The 22,809-nt window shown below is 37.2% G+C and carries 14 protein-coding genes; 4 read left to right on the top strand and 10 right to left on the bottom strand.

Going from position 1 to position 22,809, the window contains the following annotated elements; genetic code table 11:
- Positions 1-529: 529 nt before the first annotated feature.
- The 4 genes from ACQY44_RS01630 to ACQY44_RS01615 all read left to right on the top strand — a co-directional run bounded on the left by ACQY44_RS01630 (position 530) and on the right by ACQY44_RS01615 (position 4,893).
- Positions 530-1,984, top strand: coding sequence for a glycosyltransferase family 2 protein (locus ACQY44_RS01630; RefSeq protein WP_428228678.1), 1,455 nt, complete (start codon positions 530-532; stop codon positions 1,982-1,984).
- A gap of 803 nt (positions 1,985-2,787) precedes the next feature.
- A complete protein-coding gene (locus tag ACQY44_RS01625; protein ID WP_428228677.1) occupies positions 2,788-3,384 on the top strand; it encodes a TetR/AcrR family transcriptional regulator in 597 nt (198 codons plus the stop codon).
- A gap of 6 nt (positions 3,385-3,390) precedes the next feature.
- On the top strand, positions 3,391-3,618 hold the full coding sequence (locus ACQY44_RS01620) for a hypothetical protein (protein WP_428228676.1): 228 nt from the start codon (positions 3,391-3,393) through the stop codon (positions 3,616-3,618).
- An 18-nt stretch (positions 3,619-3,636) separates the two neighbouring features.
- Positions 3,637-4,893, top strand: coding sequence for an MFS transporter (locus tag ACQY44_RS01615; protein WP_428228675.1), 1,257 nt, complete (start codon positions 3,637-3,639; stop codon positions 4,891-4,893).
- A gap of 481 nt (positions 4,894-5,374) precedes the next feature.
- Here the strand turns inward: ACQY44_RS01615 and ACQY44_RS01610 are convergent, their stop codons facing one another.
- From ACQY44_RS01610 to ACQY44_RS01565, 10 genes are all read right to left on the bottom strand, one after another.
- A complete protein-coding gene (locus ACQY44_RS01610; RefSeq protein WP_428228674.1) occupies positions 5,375-6,202 on the bottom strand; it encodes an SDR family oxidoreductase in 828 nt (275 codons plus the stop codon).
- Positions 6,203-6,274: 72 nt separating this feature from the next.
- On the bottom strand, positions 6,275-7,153 hold the full coding sequence (locus ACQY44_RS01605) for a helix-turn-helix domain-containing protein (protein ID WP_428228673.1): 879 nt from the start codon (positions 7,151-7,153) through the stop codon (positions 6,275-6,277).
- Between the two features lie 156 nt (positions 7,154-7,309).
- The gene (locus tag ACQY44_RS01600; RefSeq protein WP_428228672.1) at positions 7,310-8,338 is read right to left on the bottom strand and encodes a hypothetical protein; all 1,029 of its coding nucleotides are present in this window, start codon (positions 8,336-8,338) and stop codon (positions 7,310-7,312) included.
- The gene (locus ACQY44_RS01595; RefSeq protein WP_428228671.1) at positions 8,329-9,573 is read right to left on the bottom strand and encodes a hypothetical protein; all 1,245 of its coding nucleotides are present in this window, start codon (positions 9,571-9,573) and stop codon (positions 8,329-8,331) included. The genes ACQY44_RS01600 and ACQY44_RS01595 overlap by 10 nt, the downstream gene beginning before the upstream one ends.
- A 274-nt stretch (positions 9,574-9,847) precedes the next feature.
- Positions 9,848-11,785 carry a glucosamine-6-phosphate deaminase gene (gene nagB / locus ACQY44_RS01590; protein WP_428228670.1) on the bottom strand — a complete coding sequence of 646 codons (1,938 nt, stop codon included), beginning with the start codon at positions 11,783-11,785 and terminating at the stop codon, positions 9,848-9,850.
- 266 nt (positions 11,786-12,051) lie between these two features.
- A complete protein-coding gene (locus ACQY44_RS01585; protein ID WP_428228669.1) occupies positions 12,052-12,981 on the bottom strand; it encodes a DMT family transporter in 930 nt (309 codons plus the stop codon).
- A 3-nt stretch (positions 12,982-12,984) separates the two neighbouring features.
- The gene (gene nagA, locus ACQY44_RS01580; RefSeq protein ID WP_428228668.1) at positions 12,985-14,124 is read right to left on the bottom strand and encodes an N-acetylglucosamine-6-phosphate deacetylase; all 1,140 of its coding nucleotides are present in this window, start codon (positions 14,122-14,124) and stop codon (positions 12,985-12,987) included.
- Between the two features lie 79 nt (positions 14,125-14,203).
- Positions 14,204-18,853, bottom strand: a complete 4,650-nt coding sequence (locus ACQY44_RS01575) for a LamG-like jellyroll fold domain-containing protein (RefSeq protein ID WP_428228667.1) — start codon at positions 18,851-18,853, stop codon at positions 14,204-14,206.
- Between the two features lie 285 nt (positions 18,854-19,138).
- On the bottom strand, positions 19,139-20,350 hold the full coding sequence (locus ACQY44_RS01570) for an AGE family epimerase/isomerase (protein ID WP_428228666.1): 1,212 nt from the start codon (positions 20,348-20,350) through the stop codon (positions 19,139-19,141).
- A gap of 245 nt (positions 20,351-20,595) precedes the next feature.
- The gene (locus tag ACQY44_RS01565; protein WP_428228665.1) at positions 20,596-22,686 is read right to left on the bottom strand and encodes a GDSL-type esterase/lipase family protein; all 2,091 of its coding nucleotides are present in this window, start codon (positions 22,684-22,686) and stop codon (positions 20,596-20,598) included.
- Positions 22,687-22,809: the final 123 nt, after the last annotated feature.

Below are 22,809 nucleotides of genomic sequence, written 5' to 3'. Positions count from 1 at the left end.
AAGCGGTATCCTTTTTCTTGCTCCTTTAGCAAGGAAAAGATACAAGCGGATAGCAGGATAAAGCTCCTGATTAAATTCCAAACTATACTTGATACAACTTTTTAAGTGTTTTCCTCTTCATAGCACCATGTAAAAGGTTAGTCGGAAATCCCGACATACCATTTCTTCGTCCAGTTCACCTTTTTCTCAAAAAAAACCTTCCGCAAAAACTTGGAGACGCTCAGCATAACAATAATAAATTACGAAAAGCGTTATACTGAAACTAAGCCCTTCGGGCATAACAAAACCGCAACCCCAAAACCCCTCAAAACACCAACAAAACTGTAACCTGTATACCCAAAACGTATAATAATTACACACATCAAAAACTCCTTAAATACCTAAACTGTTAGAAACCAGTAAAAACTGATAATGGCACAAGCATTGCAAATTGGGAATATGTAAATTCCTTTTCGATAAATGAAAATAAAGAGTCGAAGGGAAAGCAAATTAAATAAAAGCCATACAAAGCAATCTAAAGTAGTGTCATATGAAAAGTGAAACCTTAACATCAGAGCAATTTTATACATCGAATCCGGATCTTAATAACGAACAAGCCTTAAACAGTTCCATTTTTCGTATTAACAATTCAAATGCAGCAACAAAAAAAGTAAGTGAGCAAACCAAAAGTAAGTTTGGGTTATTTGTGCTCATAAGCACTTTTGTCCTAATGTTTGTTGGTGCTTATGCTGTATATCATTTGCAGGACGATTTCGATCAGTTTCAGATTGACAGAATGAATTCTTCCTGGGGACTTCCGTTCCTGATTATTGCGGGATTATTATTTTTCTTTCAGACAGGGGTTTTCCTGTACAATGCATACTTATATATCAAATACAAGCCAATCGAATCTGTATCAGACGAAATGCTGCCAACTGTTACCGTAATTGTTCCGGCATATAATGAAGGAAAACTGGTTTGGGATACTTTATTGAGTCTGGCAGAAAGTGATTTCCCTGCACATAAATTAGAAATATTAGCCGTTGACGACGGAAGTAAAGATGATACCTGGTACTGGATGCAACAAGCCAAAATAAAATTAGGAGATCGTCTGACTATTTTTCAACAACCTGTAAACGCAGGAAAACGTCACGCCCTATACCGTGGATTCGAATTAGGAACGGGAGAGATCTTTGTAACGGTAGATAGTGATTCGATCGTGAAAAAAGATACGTTAAGAAACTTAGTAAGTCCGTTTGTAGTAAACGAAAAATGTGGTGCAGTAGCCGGAAATGTTCAGGTGTTGAACAATAAAAAAGCAATCCTGCCAAAAATGCTTAACGTGAGTTTTGTAATGAGTTTTGAATTTATGCGTTCTGCCGAAAGTAAATTGGGTTCTGTACTTTGTACTCCGGGAGCAGCGGCAGCATACCGTAAAACGGCTGTGTTTGCTTGCCTTGACGAATGGATCAACCAAACTTTTATGGGACAACCATCTGACATTGGTGAAGATCGTGCCATGACCAATATGATTTTGAAACAAGGACAACACGTATTGTTTCAGAGAAATGCTTATGTATTGACAAATGTTCCTGAAGAATACACCGGATTGTACAAAATGTTTATCAGATGGAGCAGAAGTAATGTGCGTGAGAATATAGCAATGGCAAAATATGTTTTTACAGATTTTAGAAAAGAATCTAAATTTGGTTCCCGACTATTATGGTTAAACCAAGCTACAAAAATCGTTATGGCCTATCCGTTCATGCTTTTTATGTTCTTTTTTATCATCATGCATCCCTTATTGTTTTTAAGTTCTACATTATTAGGAATATTGATTGTATCGAGTTTTCCGGTTTTATTTTATGCCAAAAGATACAATTTGTCTGATTCGCTTTGGGCGTATTCCTACAGTGTTTTTTATACATTCAGTTTATTCTGGATCACACCATACGCTATCGTTACGGCCAACAAAAGAGGTTGGCTGACACGTGGTTTAGTTTAAAAATTAATACCAGAATTAGATTAGAAATTGAAATTAGATTTGTTTTTGAAACTCCTGTTCCTTTTTGGGCAGGAGTTTTTTTATGGAATAAAGTGTCATAGCTATGTGAAAGCAATTTATTTCTTTATTTCGTTCTTTTTTAGCTATATAACCTATGTTCCTATGTGTTCAATTTTTTATAGCCACTCCCGATAGCTATCGGGATAAAGGATTAAAAAGGATTTTTTACAAATAGCAGATTTTAAATTACATGTGTTTCTAACTTATATCTTTAAAAAAGGAATTTGATTTATAATTTTTTTTCAGGAGCTAATCCCGCTATACGTTTCAATCTTTTGCGGCGAACGCCGCCGCAAAAGGATTTCCACTTCTATCGGGGCTAGGGCACCCATTTTCAAAAGAATATTTTCGTTAGGTTTTTCATTTCACAGAAGTAATCACATGTGTTCAATGTTGATATGCGCATTTTTGTCATTTCGACGGAGGAGAAATCCCCGCAAGTAACTCCACAACGAGAATCCAATCTTTGTCGATCAACTAGTATGATTTGCTTCGCCTATTGCTATGGCTCGGGTCTCCTCCGTCGAAATGACAAACTTTGGCGATTTACGTTATAAAGTTTAGAATTTTGATAAAGTTCTAAAAGTTTTTGTTTAAATATCAGAATCAATTTAATCCTTTATCCCGATAGCTATCGGGAGTGGCAAAAAAATCTCTTTGTAGTTTATAAATTAATTTCGAAAAAAATAATTAATAAAAGAATGTTCATTCATTTATTATTTTATCTTTGTCAAAAAAATGACATGAGAATACGTGATGTTGATAAAGAGAAACTGGTAATTGCCACTGCCATTGATCAAATCGTACGCGACGGATTTCAGGGTTTCAGCATGAATAAGCTGGCGAAGGCCTGTTCGATTTCTGTTGGGACTTTATACATTTACTACAAAGACAAAGATGATTTAATACAAAAAATAGGTGCTATAACGGCACTTGAATATTTTACCAATACGGTAAAGAATTTTTCACCTGAAATGTCGTTTGAAGAAGGATTATGGAAGCAATGGGAAAACCGCGCGGCGTTTACCATGAAATACCCGAAGGAAGTTGCTTTTTTTGAAATCATTAAACATTCGCCACACTCAGAAATCATTCTGGATTCTATTAAAGAGTTTGCAGATTTCAGAAAGACGATGACTGAATTTATGGATAACGGACTGCGTAATAAAGAACTGGTCCCGATGACATTTGAAGCCTTTTGGTCTGTAGCTTACGGACCCTTATACACGCTGTTGAACTTGCATACTGAGGGTAAGAGTATGGGAGGGAAGCCATTTAAGCTTACCAAAGAAATTATGAAAGAAGCTTTTAGCCGAACCATAAAAGCGCTAAAACCATGAAAAATTATGGAAACAGATTTAAACACCATACATATTTTTAAAACAAATATTACTACTGCAGATCCGGCTTGCCCGATGCGTAAAACGCTCGATGACCATCAGGATATACAAGAATGGAGTATCGATCATGAAGATGTAGATTGCGTACTTCGCGTTGTTTCGAATGTCCTGAAACCTGAAACAATTATGGGTATGATCACTGAATTTGGTCACGAATGCCAGGAATTAAATTAATACAAAATAACCATCTATATGGAAAAAACAATAGGGGACAGCCCGGCTTTTACTACTAACCAAAAAATCATTATTGCAATTTTAGCACTTTTACAATTTACTGTAATCCTTGATTTTATGGTTATTTCTCCCTTAGGAGATATCTTAATGAAAACCCTTGACATGACAACAGCGAACTTTGGTTTCGCCGTTTCAGCTTATGCCTTTAGTGCCGGAATTTCGGGATTGCTGGCAGCAGGTTTCGCAGACCGCTTTGACCGAAAAAAACTGTTGATCTTCTTTTATACCGGATTTATCATTGGTACCGTTTTCTGTGCGTTGTCATCGAGTTATATGATGTTGCTGATGGCCAGAATTGTTACCGGACTTTTTGGCGGCGTAATTGGTTCTGTTTCGTTAGCCATCGTAACCGATTTATTCGTCATTCACCAAAGAGGCCGCGTGATGGGATTCATACAAATGGCCTTTGCATCCAGCCAGATTTTAGGAATTCCGCTTGGGTTGTATTTTGCGAATCACTGGGGCTGGCACTCGGCTTTTATCATGATAGCTGTTTTAGGTTTGTTGATCCTTATTGCTATAATCACCCAAATGAAACCTATTACCAAACACCTGGAATTGCAATCAGACAAAAGTCCTTTTCTGCACCTTTGGCATACCCTGAGCAATAAACATTATCAGGTAGGTTTTACCGCCATTGCCTTTTTATCCGTTGGTGGATTTATGTTACAGCCTTTCGGAACTGCTTTTTTAGTCAACAACATTCATATCAGCCAGCTCGAATTGCCCATGGTATTTTTCTTTACTGGACTTTCGGTATTGTTTATCATGCCATTAGTAGGTAAGCTGAGTGATAAAGTAAGCAAGTTTAAATTGTTTACGGCAGGATCCGTGATCTCCGTAATTATGATTCTGATTTATACGAATCTGAATCCTATTCCGCTATGGGAAATCGTAGTGATCAATATGATTTTGTTTATGGGAATCATGAGTCGTATGATTCCGGCCACTACTTTGAATACTGCTATTCCGGAAATGAAAGACCGTGGTGCTTATATGTCGATCACCTCATCATTACAACAAATTGCAGGTGGAATTGCAGCTGTTTGTGCCGGGTTTATTGTACATCAAAAAACGAAATCCTCACCCCTGGAAAATTACGATATTCTGGGATATGTAATTGCTGTAATTACACTCTCGACAATATTGTTGATGTGGAGAGTAAATCAGTTAGCAAAAAAGAGAGACGCTGCTGCGAAAGAAATAAAGATATAATACAATTATTATTTTAAGAATATAAAAGACTGTCTGAAGGCAGTCTTTTTTCGTTTTATGATGTAAATGAAAATATCGTGGTGACTTAGTTTTTGATGACCCGCGGATTGTACGGATCGACTTCGCTCTGGATGACAATATTGGGTTTACTTTGCGTGAAACTTTGTCAAAGTTTTGAACTTTGACAAAGTTGCTAGAGATGTTTTTATTTAAAATTTAGAATTTATTCGCATTGTCAGGATGATCGAAGTCCTTTGCGTAGGCTTCGACTTCGCTCTGGGTGACAATATTGGGTTTACTTTGCGTGGAAACTTTGACAAAGTTGCTTGAGATGTTTTTATTTAAAATTTATTCGCATTGTCAGGCTGAGGAGTCGAAGCCCTTTGTGTGCCTTCGACCTCGCTCTGGGTGATAATCCGTATTATCCGCGTTAAACAGACAAGCGCTTCATCAATGAAAAAAACGAAAATACGGACCAATCTCAAACATTCCAAATTCCGGTCTTCGCTGTTTCTTTTGCGTAAGCGGAAAAATCTTTGGCTTTCCTGCCCAGCACTTTTTCGATATCTGAAATTATACTGGAATTTCGGCCGTCTAAAACCTGTTCAAAAAGATAATTGATCAGCCCAATATGATCCTCAGGAACCTGATATTCCCGAAGCATTGTGCTGTATTCTTCTAAAGTTAATCCCTGAAAAGTGATATTCCTGCCGCTGGCATGGGCAATTTCAGTTATGGCCTGTTCGAAAGTTAATAATGTCGGCCCCGTTAATTCATACGTTTGTCTGTTGTGTTTATCGTCTAAAAGAGCAGCAGTGACGACATCTGCAATATCATCGGCGTCAGTAAAGGGTTCTAAAGCTTCCGCTCTTGGCAAGGCAACGATTCCGGCTAAAACAGGATCTAAAAAGAAGCTTTCGCTAAAATTTTGGTTGAACCAGCTGGCGCTAACAATCGTCCAGTTTTTGGCATTTGTTTTTACGATTTCTTCGCAAAGTTGTGCTTCTTTTTCGCCTCTTCCGGAAAGCAAAACCATTTTTTGTACGCCCAATTTTGTTGCAAGATGCGTAAAGTTCTGAATGGAATCTACGGCCGAAGGAATAGCCAAATCGGGCTGAAAAGTAATATAAACCGAATCGATACCCTGAAGAACAGCTTCCCAGGTTTCCGGTTTCTCCCAATCAAAAGAGATTTTTTCGTTTCTGGAGCCTAAACGAATTTCGATGTTTTCTAATTTTTCTAATCTTTCGACTACCCTGCGTCCGGTTTTTCCGTTGGAACCCAGGACTAAAATTTTTGTATTTTTCATATCAATATCTTTTTAAATGAATACTGATACAAAGATGTTGAGATTAAAAAAAAATCATTTGTCGCAAAAGAATTAAGATTTGTCTGAAAGGAATTGTTGCCGAACTTCATTAGGACGCATTCCAAATTTTTTATAAAAGGCATTCGAGAACGAGCTTAAACTTTCATATCCCACTTCCCAAGCCGATTCCTGTACTGTTTTTTCGCTGTCACGAAGCAATTCATACGCTTTATGAAGCCTTTCTTCCTGCACAAATTTAAAAACCGGAATGCCAAAAAGTTCTTTAAAATTCTTTTTCAGTTTATTGCTATTCAAACCTACCATTTGGGATAATTGCGTAATCGATGGTGGTTTTGAGTAGCTATTGGTCACAATTTCTTTGGCTTTATACAATTTGTTTTTATCGATTTCAGAGAAATCAATTTTTGTTCCTGTAGCTAATAATGCATAGAAATGCGCCAAAAGTTCATTGACCTGACTTTTTAAAAATAACAATCTTGTGTTGCCGGTATAAGTAGTATTGAAAATTTTCTGAACGGCCAGTTGCATGTCTAAAGTCATATAAAAAGACGGACCTTTTACAAAATGCTCTTTCGGGTGTAATAACTCGGGAAGATAGTTTTCGAAAATCTCCTTTTCGGCCTGAGGTAAAGAGTGGAGGTGTTTTGGTTTTGTAAAAATACTGATCGACTGCAAAGGTTTATCCGGTTCTATTTTATGGGAGAATGCTACTTTTTGATTTCCGAAAAAGCAAATCGCCAAACCTGTCGTATTCATTAAATATTTGGTTTGATCATTGTGTTTGATTTCCAGTTCGACATTGCCCGAACCATAAAATGCAAATCCCACAGCATCGCCGTCGATTTCGCATTGCTGAACAAATGGTTTATCGGTATTGGATTGTTCGATTAAAACAATAAAATCATTTAATTCTATGATGTCTGTAGTCATGGATTTTTAAATGTTGGTCTGAAAAAAGTATGAAAAGTTACGATTTAATTCAAATCACAAATAAAAAAATCCCAAATTCCAATTAAGGAATTTGAGATTTTTTATTTCAGTTTTTTAGAATTTGGTCCCGATAGCTATCGGGATAAAAATTGGAATTTAATTTTGTTCTGCAATTACAGATTTATTAAGCTTGATGACCCTAATCGTTTTATTAGTGTTATCAGACAGAAACAAACGATCGTTGAGTTGTGCAACCCCCACAATAGTTCCAAAAGGATTTGCTCCCAAAATATCAGAAGCATTCACGCTGGCAGTATACTTATGTGCCATGAAATCTGCCTTAGGGTACAAACGTAAATAATTGGCACTTCCTGAATTTTCTGAAGTAATAGCCCAATCTTTGCTAAAGCTAATCGCAATTGGCTTTGCATTAAAAGTTTCGGTTACCGGTTTTAATGGTTCCGTAAGAGAAGCTGCAGCATTGGCTTTGATACCGGCAATGTCATAATACAAATAGCTTTTGGCATCTCTTCCGGCTACTACTAAATTTCCGGCTTCTACATCCAGTGAATACACCTGATCAAAACCGTTTAAAGTATTGAGTTTGGCAATTGGTTTTAAATCCCAGGCACTGGTTTCTGTAATCTGAGAAGTTTCGAAAATCTTTATAGACGTTTCTTTTTCTTTTACGAATACCAATCCGTCTTTTACGACAACACCAAAAACGTGTACAAAAGTATTCCACCATTGACCGTTTCCAACTGTACTAATTCCGGCGTTTGTATTTTCATCCATCACAAATAGTCTTGAATCGACACTTCCAATGTAAATTCTTCCGTTATCAACCGCAACAGAAGAAATTTTAGTAAACGGAATTGTAGTAGTGCCTTTTTTATATTCTGTAATGGTTTTGAGATGTGCCAAAGTTACAGCGTTAAAAACCTCTAGTACATCACCATTTGCTACGTATAATTTTTCGTTTGCAATTGTGATGCCTTTAGGATCTAAAGTTCCGGTTCCTGCACCAATTTGTGCTGCCGTAATTGTGGCTTCATCTGTTGGATAGAAATAGTTATAAGTAGTTGGTTCTTCACCTGCTGAATCTTTGCTGCAATTGGTAAACAAGCAAAGTAGTAGTAGTAAAAATGGTATTTTGTTCATGGTAGTTTTATAGGTTATTTCCATTTTCCTTCTTCTTTATATTTTACTAAAAATGGGTTTTTTGGGTCAACTTTAAAAACAGGCTTGCTATAAGTACCTGTTAAATATTTCGTCTTTGTATATCCTTTTAATACATCAGGATCAGTAAAAGGAAGATCATTCAGATAGATTAAATATTTATAAAAATGCGTTAACATTTCTTGCTGACCACCGCCTTCGCCACTATTGGCCAAATTACTGGTATGACTGTAACCACTATGATGTGAGTATTCGTGGGACCAAACTGACATTTCGCCTTTCCAGTGCCCCGTTACATAACCAGATTCCCATTGAGAAGCTAATGCACCGCCTCCCCAGGCAGAACCTCCGCCAACCATGGCCATATTCAAAGTTCTGTTGTCGATGTAGGTGTTGTAAGCCGTTTCAATTTGAGCTTTGGTCAAATAGTCATATACACCGTTTGCGGCATCATCGTCAGCATTTCCGTGCCAGTTTAATGCACCATTTATTGCAGTTCCTGCCGTTGCTGCCTGCTCTCTTTTGTATCGGTCAAAATTCATAAAAGTGTCGTAATACAAAGGATGACTTATTGCATACGAATAATTGATAATCATTGTAATGGCTTCTTTGGCCAAAACAGGATTCATGGGTAAAAATTTATTAGGATCATCAGCAGGATTATTAAGGTGGTATTGCGTACTGAATTGTACCAGTCGTGCCGATTTAATTTTTTTGAATTTTGCAAATAGAGGATCACTTGATTCTACCGAAAATTCGATTGCACCGGAAGAAAATCCGTCAATTTTATCAATAGTAACTGTTTTACCATTCTCTAACTGATAATCATGTTTTCCTTCTACTAAAGGAAGTTGGTGAAATGAACGGTGGAAAGCAGGAACTTTAGAAAATTCGTAAATTAAAAAGCGCTTGTCATAGTTGGCTAATTTAGCATAGACTTTTACGTCACTTAATCCAACTGGGGAATAAAGGGAAACTTGTACGGAATCTTTTCCTTTTTGGATGATTTGCATCGGCTGATTGACACGAAACCAACGGTCTTTGTTATCGTACATTTTTGAAGCACTTTCGTCGTCTTCAAACATCGTCATTGGCCTGTTTTCTTTGGGTAAAGCAGTCGCATCAATGACGGTCAGATAATTGGGATTGTAATTGTCGCCTTTTGAGTCATCATCGCTGCAGCTAAATAGTACGGTTGCGAATAATGCCAATGGCAAAAAATAAGAAATGGTTTTTCTCATAAGGTTTGTAGGTTAAATTTGGGGTTTAATTATAAAACGCAAAACTATCAATATCATTATAAAAAACAAGAATATTGACAGAAAATTGCTGTTTTAATTTGTTATAGAAGTAGGTTTTTTAAGAGTTTGATTGCTATACGGTTATCGGTCTTTCTTTTGTTTTTTTACTAAAACGAAGATAAAAATGAATGGGAATAAGGACTTTCAAATTTGATTAAAAATATTTCGATTTTGTCTCAAACAAAAAGGTGTTTACAGAAAATTTCAACACTTTTTAGTAATCAAAACGTTTAAAGGCTTCGATTGCTTCGTATTCTGCCAATCCTAAATCATCGTATAAGATGGCTGTGTTTTTGTTACGGTCTTCGGCTCTCACCCAGAATTCCCTAGAGTCATTTCCCTGAAACATTACTCTGTCTTTTTGAGACTGGTGGTATAAAATCGCGTGACGTTTCAGTAATACTTCTGATGGAGAAAGCGGAACAGCCATATCAATTTCGTGAATGTCCCATTCGTGCCACGCCCCTCTGTACAACCATAACCAGCAATCGTCCATGTATTTTTCTGGTTTTAATTGTTTCATGGCGGCAAAAATTGCGTTCAGACATACTTCGTGCGTTCCGTGCGGATCGGCAAGATCTCCTGCTGCAAAAACCTGATGTGGTTTTATTTGTGCAATGATATCTTTTACAATCGCAATATCTTCTGCTCCTAACGGATTTTTCTTTACCTGTCCGGTTTCGTAAAACGGAAGGTCTAAAAAGTGGGTATTCTCATCTTTTAAACCAATATATCTTGTCGCGGCATATGATTCTCTTCTACGGATTAGTCCTTTTAATTTTCGGACTTCCAGTGAATCAATTTCGTTTTCTGATTTATGGTTTAAAAATTCAATTACCGATTTGAAGTCGATTCCACTTGCTGCGTCACCAACAAAATCTTTGGCAACCTCAGCAAATTTTAATGCTTCGTCATCTGTAACGGCTATATTTCCGGAGGTTTGATATACTACGTGTACATCGTGGCCTTGTTTTATCAATTTTGAAAAAGTGCCTCCCATAGAAATCACATCATCATCCGGATGTGGACTAAAAAGAATCACTCGTTTTTTTGCAGGATTGGCTCTTTCCGGACGGTGTGAATCGTCAGTATTGGGTTTTCCACCCGGCCATCCTGTGATGGTATGCTGCAAGACGTTGAACATATTGATGTTCAAATCATAAGCAGAACCTTCCTGTGCCAAAAGATCAGACATTCCGTTGTTGTTGTAATCTCTGTCTGTTAATTTTAAAATGGATTGTTTTGTTTTTTGGCACAACCAAACAATCGCTTTGCTTTTTAATTCTTGTGTCCAGATGCATTCTCCTACTAACCAAGGTGTTTTAAAACGGGTTAATTCTGATGCTGCAGACTGGTCTAATACAAAGGTGGCATTGGCATGATTTTGTAAAAAAGTAGCCGGAACTTCTGAACTGATATCGCCCTGAATGGTTCTCTTGATGATATCGGCTTTGTTTTGTCCCCAAGCCATAAGTACAATTCTTTTAGACCTCATAATGGTAGAAACTCCCATGGTAATCGCTCTTTTAGGAACGTTGTCGATACCATTAAAATCAGATGAAGCATCGACTCTTGTAATGTGATCCAGTGTAATAATTCTAGTTCCTGAGTTGATGTGCGATCCCGGCTCATTGAAACCTACGTGACCGGTACGACCAATACCTAATAATTGAAAATCAAGACCTCCTGCGTTTTTAATATTCATTTCGTAATCGATGCAATATTGGTTGAGTTCCTCAATTGCAACGGTACCATCGGGAATATTGACATTCTCCGGTTTGATATCAATATGATTAAAAAGATGCTGGTGCATGAAATAATGATAGCTCTGATTGTTCTCTTTGGTCATTGGATAATATTCATCCAGATTGAAAGTGATCACATTGCTAAAACTTAATCCTTCTTCTCTGTGCATTCTCACTAACTCTTCATAGACTTTTATAGGAGAAGAACCTGTTGCTAAACCTAATACGCAAGATTTTCCTTTTTCTTGTTTAGATCTAATTAATTGCGCGATTTCCTGCGCTACAATTATCGAAGCTTCTGTAGAATTTCTGAAGATTTCGTTGTGGATTTTCTCAAATCGGGTCTCTTCAAATTTTCCCGCGCTTTTATAGCTGATATCAGGTTTGGTTTCTAAATCAGTTTCCATTTTTATTAATTTTATTTGATTGTTTAAATTTGTTGATCAATAGTATTTTAAGAGTCCCATAGGGACGCTATATTTATAGCATTTAGGTTTATCTTATATGAACCCCAAGTGGGGTGGCATATTTTCATAATAAAAATTACAATAGAAATATTGCCCAATATAAGTGTTTGAGATATTACGCTCTTCCGGAGCTTTGATGAATGCTAATGATTAAATATTATGCTCCTCCAGAGCTAATTAGCAGCGCTTTTTATTTATTTCTAAATTTATGTTTCTATGTGTTTAATAATTTTTTTATCAGAAGAAAGAGTGGTGTACAATCCTACGATTACAAATACAACTCCAAAAAGAGTGTACCAAGTAAGCGGTTCATCGACCATAAAATAGGCAATTAAAAATCCGAATATCGGACACAGAAAAAGCCAATACGAAGCTTTGATTGGATTGTTTTTTAATAAATACAGCCAAAACTGAACGGCTCCAATAGAAACTGCAATTGCTAGCCACGAAGTCGAAAACCAAAAATCGCTGTTGAAAATATTCTGATCAGATTCGTACGTTAAAAACAAAACCGGAAGCAGGAATACCCCTCCAATAATGGTTTGCCACCCATTGATGGTAAGAATGTGTAATCCGTTCCAGTTTTGTCTGGAGTAATAAATCGTTCCCAATGAATACGCAATCATACTGGTCACTAAAATAAGTATGCCGCCGGGGGTCGCAAAGCTGCTTTGTAATAATGGGTAAGCCGCTAGAAATACACCAATAAAACACAACATTAAACTAAGGATGTTTTTGAACTTGATTTTATGCGATAACCAAATAGCCGAGATCAAAACAATAAAAACAGGATTAGTAGCAACAGCCAGACTCCCCAAACCGGCAGATACTTTTTGCATGGCAATGACATACAATCCCAAATAAATAGTGATGTTGAACAAACCATAAATACTGATCTGAACCCATTCTTTTTTTTGGGGTAATCGTTTTGCCATTATAATGTGTGAAAGAATAAGCATAATGCTCCCGGCTATTATAAACCTGAAAATAGAAATCACAAAGGGCTGCGCAGCATGTAACCCAATTTTGGTCGCTGTTGAAGCTGATGCCCATAAAAAAGCAAACAATATTCCGGCAATAATGATTTTAAATTCTTTGATTTTAGTAGTAATCGGGAGCATTTTTTCTTTCATCATTTTTTATGAAACAGAAATTGATGATTGAGAAAAATCCAAGGTTGCTATTTCAGATAAATCCTCATTGAACTGAACAAAAGTGGCAGGAAATCCGGCTTTTATTTTTCCGAATTGATCTTGTAAACCAATCGCACTTGCCACGCGTGAAGTGGCCATTTTGATTGCTTCATCTACAGAAACGTCTAAATGTTTGTAGGCATTCTGAACTGCTTCTAACATCGAAATTGTGGCTCCGGCCAAATTGCCATCGTCATTTCTATAAAAACCATTGTCAAGATGCGCATCAAAATTATCCCATTTAAAGTTTGCTACTTTTCGGCCTAAAAAGGTGGCATCACTAATCAAAAAGAATTTTTCCTGTTTTAGTTTATATGCCACTTTTGCAGCAGCATAATCACAATGTGCACCATCTAAAATAACAGGAGCATAAACATTTTCGTTTTCAAAAGTGGCTCCAACCAGACCCGGTTCACGATGGCCGAATTGTGTCATGGCATTAAATAAATGCGTCACGAGTTTTATACCTTTCGAAAAATAAACCTGAGCTTCTTTGTGCGTTACAGTCGAATGTCCAATTGAAATTACGATATCACTTTCGATCAACATATTCAGTTGTTCTTCTGTAAAACATTCCGGTGCAATCGTGATTACTTTGATAACATCTTTTCCAAGTCTGATAATTTCTTCAAGCTCTCGATTCGTTGGTTTGCGAACCTGATCAATACTATGCGCACCACGTTTTAACGGATTCAAAAAAGGACCTTCAAGATGCATTCCGATTACGCCATTATCATGCTTTTTCATGTAACTACGAACCGCTTCAATTCCCTGAAGAATCGTTTCATGCGAAGACGAAATCAAACACGGAAGCACATGAGTTGTTCCGTATTTTAAACTGGCATCATAAATATCCTGAATTGTTTCTTCGGTTGGAGTCTGACTAAAATAAAGTCTTTCTCCGCCATTGATCTGAATATCAATAAAGCCTGCTGCAATATGATTTCCTTTTAAATCGATTGTTTCTATATCCTTTGGGATTTCTTTTTGTACCGAAAGAATAGTTCCGTTTTCGATAATAATGACTCCGTTGGTCATAATTTCATCGCCCGTGTGCACGGTTGTATTGATAATCACTTGTTTCATTTTATAACTGTATTTTTTAATAGTGTTGTCCGGAATAAATCCTGTTCTACAAAATTAACCAAGCCAATGGCTCTTTTCTTTATTTTTTAATTATTTTACGGCTGAGTGTGGTATCTGAATCATTAATTTGTAAAATGTAAATACCACTGGCTTTATTGCCTAACGAAAATGTTTTGCTCGTTTCGAAAGTACTAAGTGTTGTTTTTTGAATTACTTTTCCGGAAACATCTACTATTTTGACGGTAACATTTCCTTTTGCGTTATTAAGGGTCATATTAAAAATATCGCTGGTTGGATTGGGTTCTACCAAAACATCGAATTTTGAATCAATATCAGAAACCGCTGTTTTTTTTGTTGAAAGGTTTGAATAAGCGCTTACCGGATAATCATTAAACGTAAGAGCACCAATTCCTTTTGTATTGGTTAAGTACGGACCAGAATAAATACCCGAATTGTCGTTGTACATACTATTAGATAAATACGATATTTTTTGAGCAGAACCTGAAGCTGTTAGATCTAAAGTCACCGTATTACCAGTAATAGATAAAGCAGAGATTTTTCCCGAAATACCATCCAAATAGAAATAATCTTTTAACGCATAACTTGCTACGTTACTCTGAGCAATTAAATTATTGTTATCAAAAACTAATTTAATTTGAGTTCTGTCACTTTTGCTAAAATAAGCATCGATAATGTTTGGCGCTAATGGATTTTCGGTAAAGGATAAATCATACAGGTCTTTTTCTACCACATACGAAACGCGTTCTCCCATTGTTTTATAACCCTGTAATCCGTAATGGCAATAAGGAGATTCATTGCCGTCTCCGGTTTGCATAGCAGGAGTTCCTACCATTGGAAAAACGGTAATATCACTGTGCAATTGTGGCAAAGTACGTTGCCATTCGCGCATTTTAGACTGATTTACACTGGCAGCTGCATAACACGAATTTAGATTGGTCTGAAAAACATATACTTTATTAAGCGATGGATAATCAGCTTTCCAGCTATTGTACATTGTTTCGAAATTTGTTGGATAATTGGTAAAAGTTCCATCAGCATTTTTTTCTCCCTGATGCCAAAAAACGGCTTTAATATCATTTTGAAGACCTGCTTTTTGGACTCTGTATAAAGTACGACCGTACACGGTTGACAAATCTAAACGGTTTGTGCTGCTTGGGATATTTTGTTCGATTGTACTGGAACCTGCACCACCATTAATAACACAAATCGGAATTTGCAATTCAGCAGACAATTTATCCATCATCTCTAATCCCCAAACACCTACCATATAGGGTCCGGCAAAATAAGTTGGGTTTGCAGAACTTATCGCTCCGGTTTGATTCGCTTGTGCCAATCCCCACGATTGTTGAGTTGGATCACTGGTATTATAGGTATCATAATTGGTATTGCCGGTTTGAATGCCGTAACTCCTTAAAAACGGATTGGTAAAAGTATATCCCGGACGTGTAGGATGCGAATTAGATTGGCCCATAATTACAAATGAATCTCCGGCAACCAAATCTTTTCTTTCTGTTATTACTTTTTTGTTTCCAGACAAATCAATTGTACTTACAATAATTTTATATTGTGCTAATTCTGCTTTAATAGTCCCCGATAAATCAAATGAGGCACTTCCGTTGTTATAAACCAATTTTTGATTGACTGACTTTAGAAAAATATCATTACGATAAAAATCGACTGTTACCGTATTTAGATTCTGAATTTGTGTTACTCCTGCAACTTTAACTGTTGCGGTATTCGTATTGTTTCGGGCATAAAATTGCATGTCCTGAGGTATTGACGAAAAGGTAACCGCACTGTTTGGGGCTGTATACGTATCTGCTCCATTCGTTAACCAATTTAAACTGAAACGAACAAAATACATTTGATAGGTAGAGCTTTCTCCGTTTTCATAATAAATTCCAATTGTTCCGTCGGGCAAAATTGTTAGACTCGAATAAGCCGAAGCTCCTGTAAAAATAGTCTTTGCTGCTCCCCACGTTGTTCCTTCGTCTGTACTCAATTGTACGCTTACATTTTTTCGGCTTCCTGAAAACGGGATTGAATGCAATAATCGGTTTTTGTCATAACCGTCAAGGGTAGAAGTATAGCGAATAAAATCACCATCGCAATTAGGGTCAGTAATACTTGATTGGTTATAAGCTGTTCCCCAGGTTGCGCCTTTATCTGTCGAAACATTAAAACGACGTGTTCCCGGATTACGAATACTCATCATGATATTGCCATTGTTTAGTTCTACAACTTTGGCCTCGTCTCCGTCTAATTCAGCTCTTCCGGTCGAAGCGGTCCAGGTAATTCCGTGATCAGCGCTTGTAATCATATAATTATTGATATGTTCAACTCCAGAAACATTTTCGCGAACAGCAATCGCGGCAACAATTTTTCCGTCACGTAATTGATGTGCTCTTCCTGAAGCTACAAATAAACCTTTCCAACCCGGATTTGGTCCGTAAATCTGATTTGTAATGTCAACTGGAGCTCCCCAGGTTACGCCATTGTCTGTACTATGGATCACTAAAACTTTGGCTGGAGCCGAATTTGTAGAAGCAAAAAAGCCTTTTTCAGCAGAAACCAGACACAATAATTCGCCAGTAGTTTTATCCAAAACCAAAGCTGCATCGCCCGCTCCGGTTGAAGCACCAAAATTGGCAATAACGATAGGAGCAGACCAGGTTTTTCCGTTGTCTGTACTACGACGAACAACAGGATCTATTTTAGCAGCCAAATCTCCGGCACCGTTCCATCTTTTATCCGTTACCGTTACCAATGAACCATCGGCAGCGGTAATAATGGCCGGAATACGATAACTTGCAGAACCTGCATCTCCGGGTGTAAACAATAAAGTATTCGCCAATAAAATAACGCGATTTCCAGAAACCGTATTGGATGTTGTATTGTAAGTAATGCTATTAGCAACAATAGATTCGCAAGTGGCATCGAGTAAATTTCCTTCATTGGCTGTAGCCGAAATATCATACGTAATCCAGAAATAATTATCTCCGTTTACTAATGCTTTTGAGCCATTCGCAACCAAATTTCCGCTTGACGGAGAAACGGTTCCAAACAAAGTTGCCGTTGCTGAATCGAAAATGGCCGTACTTCCGCTAGAATAAATTTTGATATTCGTAACATCAGAAACATTCGTAGTTCCAGACATTGTAAATTTTAAAGCACTAACAGTAAGCGGATTTATTGTGCCGCTTACAGAAGCTTTTACGGCAATAATTCGTTGGTTTACGTCTCCAATTCCGGTTGGCAATTCGGTTTGAACCAATGAAACCGAATTAATCTGCATTTCGTTAGTCTGTGCAATTACCATTGCGCCATTATTTAAAGTTCCCGGATGATTGTTTCCTGAAATATCGGGAACCGTCACACCGCTTATATTTTCGAAATCCCAGGCTGCAATTAAGTTGGTTTGTGGCCCGTTTACAATCGCTGTTTTATCGGTTACAATTTCTGCAGCGGTCATGGCTTTATTCCAAAAACGAATATCGTCTAATTGTGCATTCATATAGGAAGCAAAATTGCTGAGTGTTCCAAATAATAAATCTCCGGTGTTTGAAACCGTATTGGTTCCGCCAATATTGGTTGTGGTTTTGGTTTGTTGTAAAACGCCGTCAACATAAATTTTACAACTCGTTGAAGCAACATCAACAACCATGGCCAAATGATGCCATATATTGTCGGCAATATTGGAAGTTCCGTATGGAGGTCCCGCAGATCCTGCACTTGTAGTTAAATTAACGCCAAATTGCCCGCCACCGGCAGAAGTATTATTGATAAATTCATAGCCAATTCCTGCACCTCCGGGACGTTTGCTTAAAATACGTTTTCCAAAATCTGAAGTTTTAATTTTGCACGTAATCGTTAAACTTTGACCCGCTGCGATATTAAAATCAGCATGATTGGCAACTGACATATAATCGTTTACACCATCTAATGTCAAAATCATTGGGAAAGCATTTGAAGTTGTTGGCGATCCAACCAAAGTTCCGGGATGGTTATTGCCCGAAACATCAGGAACCGAAGTGCCGCTAATGTTTTCAAAATTCCATGCCGCCAGAAGATTGGGTGCAGGAGCATTGACAATGGCAGTCATATCGGTTTGCAATTCAAGTGCTGTCATGGCCTTATTCCAAATGCGAACATTATCGATTTGACCCGCCCATTTATAACTGTTTGAAGCATCAGAAGTTGCTCCAATAACAAAATTTAAAGCATTTGAGAAATCAGAAGTGACAGATGTAAATGTTTTTCCGGTATTGGCCAAAACGCCATCGATATAACCGTACATCGTGCGATTGCTCGACGCATCTAAAACCAAAGCAATATGATGCCAGGTTCCGTCAGCAATAGAATTAGCCGAATATCCTGCCGTACTAATGTTGTTGGGAGTTCCGGTTCCGCTCATGTTCATGGCAAATTTTCCGGCGTTGGTTCCGTTTCCAGTCCAAAATTCGAAGCCGTTTCCTGAAGCTCCGTTTCGTTTGGCAAAAATTCTGGGTGTTCCTGTCGAAGTCGTTGTTTTTATCCAACAGGTGATTGTTTTGTTCTGGCTTGCGCCGAAGTCTAAATCGGGATGATCTGCGACCGTCATAAAAGTTGAAATTCCATCGAGGTTCAAAACCTTACCACTTTGTGCCTTTATACTAATACCGTATAAACACATAAAACACGAACAAAATAAGCGTAATAAATTTTTCATAGTTTTTATTTTGGTTAAAATTGGTTAATAAGCATAAGGTTTAATAACGAACGACTTGATGGAAAAACAGGTTTTTATGATAACATGATGATCGTATTTGTGTTTTTTTTTACGCAGATTTTGCAGATTTTTTTTTAAAATCTGTTTAATCTTTTAATCTGTGGCTTTAATTTAAAACACATAGAAATATACATTTGAATTGATTGTGCCTAACGGCACATCCAAACAATCTGATTTTTCTACCGACCATTTGTGCTAATGGCATATTCAATCATAAATATCGATTTACAAACTTTGATTTTCATGTTTGATTGTTTTCTCAAGATATTCGTTTAATATTTGTGTGCAATACCATTCTTGTCGTGGTAAATGAAAAGGCCCTTTGTATAGATTTCCTTTTGCAGTTTGTGCCACACTTCCGTCTCTGTGTAAATATCCAAACCATTCTCCGTTTTCTTTATCGTGAAATTTACTGTACGCATAATCATGAATCATTTTATGCCATTTTGCATATTTTTCGTCTCCGGTCATGGTGTAAGCCAATAATGTTGCAATAATGACTTCGTTATGTGGCCACCAGAATTTCATGTCCTGCCAATATTCCTGAACGGGTTTACCGTAAACATCACAGAAATATAAAATTCCGCCATGTTCTTTATCCCAACCGCGTTCCCACATATAATCCAGCATTTTACACCCCAATGCAATTAAATGCGGATCATTATTTCTGTATTTTGCTTCGTGCAAAATGAACCACGCGCCTTCAATGGCGTGTCCCGGATTTAAAGTTCTTCCGTCGATATGATCAATAATATCACCATTTGGAGCTACTTGTTCCATCACACATTTAATATCGTCTTTTACAAAATCTCGCTCGATTTCGGCAATCCATTTGGTGATCCATTCGTCGCAACGCGGATCTCCGATTGTTTCTCTCACTTGTTGCGCGGTATTGATCATAATCATCGGAGAGCCAATTCCTTTCGACGGGCGTTCACTTGTATATTTGGGTTCTAATAATCCCGGAGTACTCGAATATTTAATACATTCACCAAATAAATGGCGTGCTTGTTCTGCAATTTTTTCGTCTCCACTAGCTTTTGCGTAAGCGCTCATCGCAATAGTAGCAAAGGTTTCAGAAAAATAATAGCGACGTTTACGAATCGGATTTCCGTTGCGGGTTACGTGAAAAAACATTCTTCCATCAGTATCAAAACAATGCTGATTAATGAAGTCGATTCCGGATTTGGCGCCATCCAGCCATTCTTGTTTTGGGGCAATCGTATTATAAAGCGTCGATAACAACCAGGCCGTTCTTCCTTGAAACCAAACCGATTTATCATCGTCGATTAAATTTCCATTTTGATCACGCATTAGTAAATAACCGCCGTGAATGGTGTCTATAGATTGCGGAAACCAAAAAGGCACGGTATCCTGTAATAATTGGTGCTGATAAAAATCTTTTAATTGTATTAGATCAGTATTTGAATAACTCATTTTTTATATGTTTTTGACTTAGTGTTTAATATTTACTAAGTGTTGATTTTTTTATTTTTTTAGCACGCAGATCACGCAGATTTAAACAGATTTTATTTCTTCCTTCTATCTCTCAAATCTTGCTTCTCACATCTTACTTCTTTCATCTTGCTTCTCACATCTTGCTTCTCACATCTTGCTTCTCACATCTTGCTTCTCACATCTTGCTTCTCACATCTTGCTTCTTTCATCTTGCTTCTCACATCTTACCTTCCTCTATCTAAATCTATTTGAAAAGTCGAACACGGCAAATTTGCTTCATTAACCAGATTTGCTTTTGTGTACGGTTTCCAGGCATACAAAACGGCTTTGATTTTTTCGTCTTTCGGAATCAGGATAGAAACGGCATCTGTAATAATCGTCGCTTTACTTTCGATTCTTATTCCTTTTTCAGTTACCAATTCAAAACCCGTTAGTTCTTTTTTATTGGTCGTAGATAATTGTTTAGCATTCGAAAAAGAAATGATTATCTGATTTCCTTTTTGTATTGCTTTTATTACCGATGGTCTGTTTGCGATTACGTTTTTTCCGTAAGTATATTTTAAGGCTAAAAGCGCCAGACGATCTCCAACCTGCTTTTTTTGAATAGGATGAACATTTGTAGGATCACCATAATCCATACTAATCGCCATGCCGCTATTGGGGATATTTTTCTGAATTTTGGTTTGTGCATCTCTAAAGGACGGCCAGGTCGGACGATCTGTTCCTGACAATTGAACATAATAAAACGGTAAGGAAGTTCCCCAGGCTTTGCGCCAGCTCTCCACCAATACCGGCATTAAATGTTCGTACAATTCGATATTATGTGCGTTACTTTCGCCCTGATACCAAATAATTCCTTTTATCGCGAAATCGGTAAAATGAGTTACTCCGGCTTCATAATTGTAACACGGTCCGTAAGGATGTCTTTGTTTTGGGTTTGTAGCATTTTTTAAGTTTTCATCGGCACGGGATCTTACCCACGGCATCATAAAATCTGATTTTCGCCAGTTGGTTAATACATCAACGACTTTATCATCATGTTCTAAAGTATAGCGATCGATCCAGGATTCTATGGGCGATCCGCCAACGGCAACTTGTATTAAACCAATCGGAACATTTTCTTCGTGGACTATATTTTCTCCGAAGTAATAGGCTATTGCCGAAAAAGCTGCGGCACTTACAGCATCACTTATTTTCCATTTTCCGGAGAAGAATTGTAATCGATTTGTTTTTTCTAAAGTGATAGAATCCCAGGCTTTTTCATCAGTTTCAGCAATGGCTTCAAAATTGAATAAACGAAGATTGGTGTTTTTGATCGCATTTTTTACGGCAGCGATTCCGTTTTCTGATTTCTGAAGCGGGAATGCCATATTTGATTGTCCGGAACAAAACCAAACATCGCCAATCAAAATATTTTTTAGAACGATACTTTTTTCTTTTGATGAAATTGTAATTTCGTGTGTTCCGCCTGATTTCATTGCGGGAAAAATCGCTTTCCATTTTCCGAATTCGTTTGTGGAGACAATTTCTTTTTTATTATTAAAAGTGATTTTGATTTTGTCTCCGCCATTTGCAGTTCCATAAATTACAATCGGTTGGTTTCTTTGCAATACCATATTATCAGTAAAAATGGGAGACAATTTCAATCCTCCAAAATCTTGGGTAATAGTACTGTAAACTGTTTGTGCGAGAATCGTTGCACCTTCTTTTATTGGATGTAAAGCATCGGGGAAAAGATCAGGACGATCGTATAATTTTTCGTGAAGATCAATTAAACCTGTATTATTCGCTTTTGCAATTGCCGAAATATGTTCCTGAATTTGCCAGAACCAATCTCTTGTTCCCGATTTAAAACGTGGATGTTCGTTGAATATCGGCGTCATTTTGCAGATGTAGATTTTAACTTTCGGATTCTGCTTTTTTAACGTGTCTATTAACCACGAATAATCGGCATCAAAATCTTCTTTATAATTGGGCCAGTTTCTAGGGTCTGTATCGTTTAATCCCAAATGAATAATCGCAATATCAGGATGATAAGCGATGGCTTCCGCACATTTTTCGGTTTTAAAATAAGGCGTACTTCCTTTCTTTAAAAGTGTTGCTCCGCTATATCCAAAATTTTTGACTTCATATTGATTTCCCATAAAAACCTGAAGTTGTGAAGGATATGATTCTGTTGAAGGATTATTTAAAAGATAACCCGCCGTAACCGAATCGCCAATACAGGCAATTTTTGTTTGCGCTTTCATTTCAAGATTAAAAATCAGGGAAAGAAGCAGTATTATTATAAAAACATTTCGATTTTTTGTTCTCATTTTTTCTTAGAACTATTATTAAAAAAGTGGCGATTATAAGCTGGGCAGAACGCATAGCTCCGCCCGGGCTTATTGAAAAACCAAAAAACAACTAACTCTTAAATTGTAAAAAGCGGAATGAAC

This window comes from Flavobacterium sp., from assembly GCF_965277525.1.
Classification (GTDB): Bacteria; Bacteroidota; Bacteroidia; order Flavobacteriales; family Flavobacteriaceae; genus Flavobacterium.
Note: the sequence above shows the minus strand (reverse complement) of the source record. Positions and strands in the feature narration are given on the sequence as shown.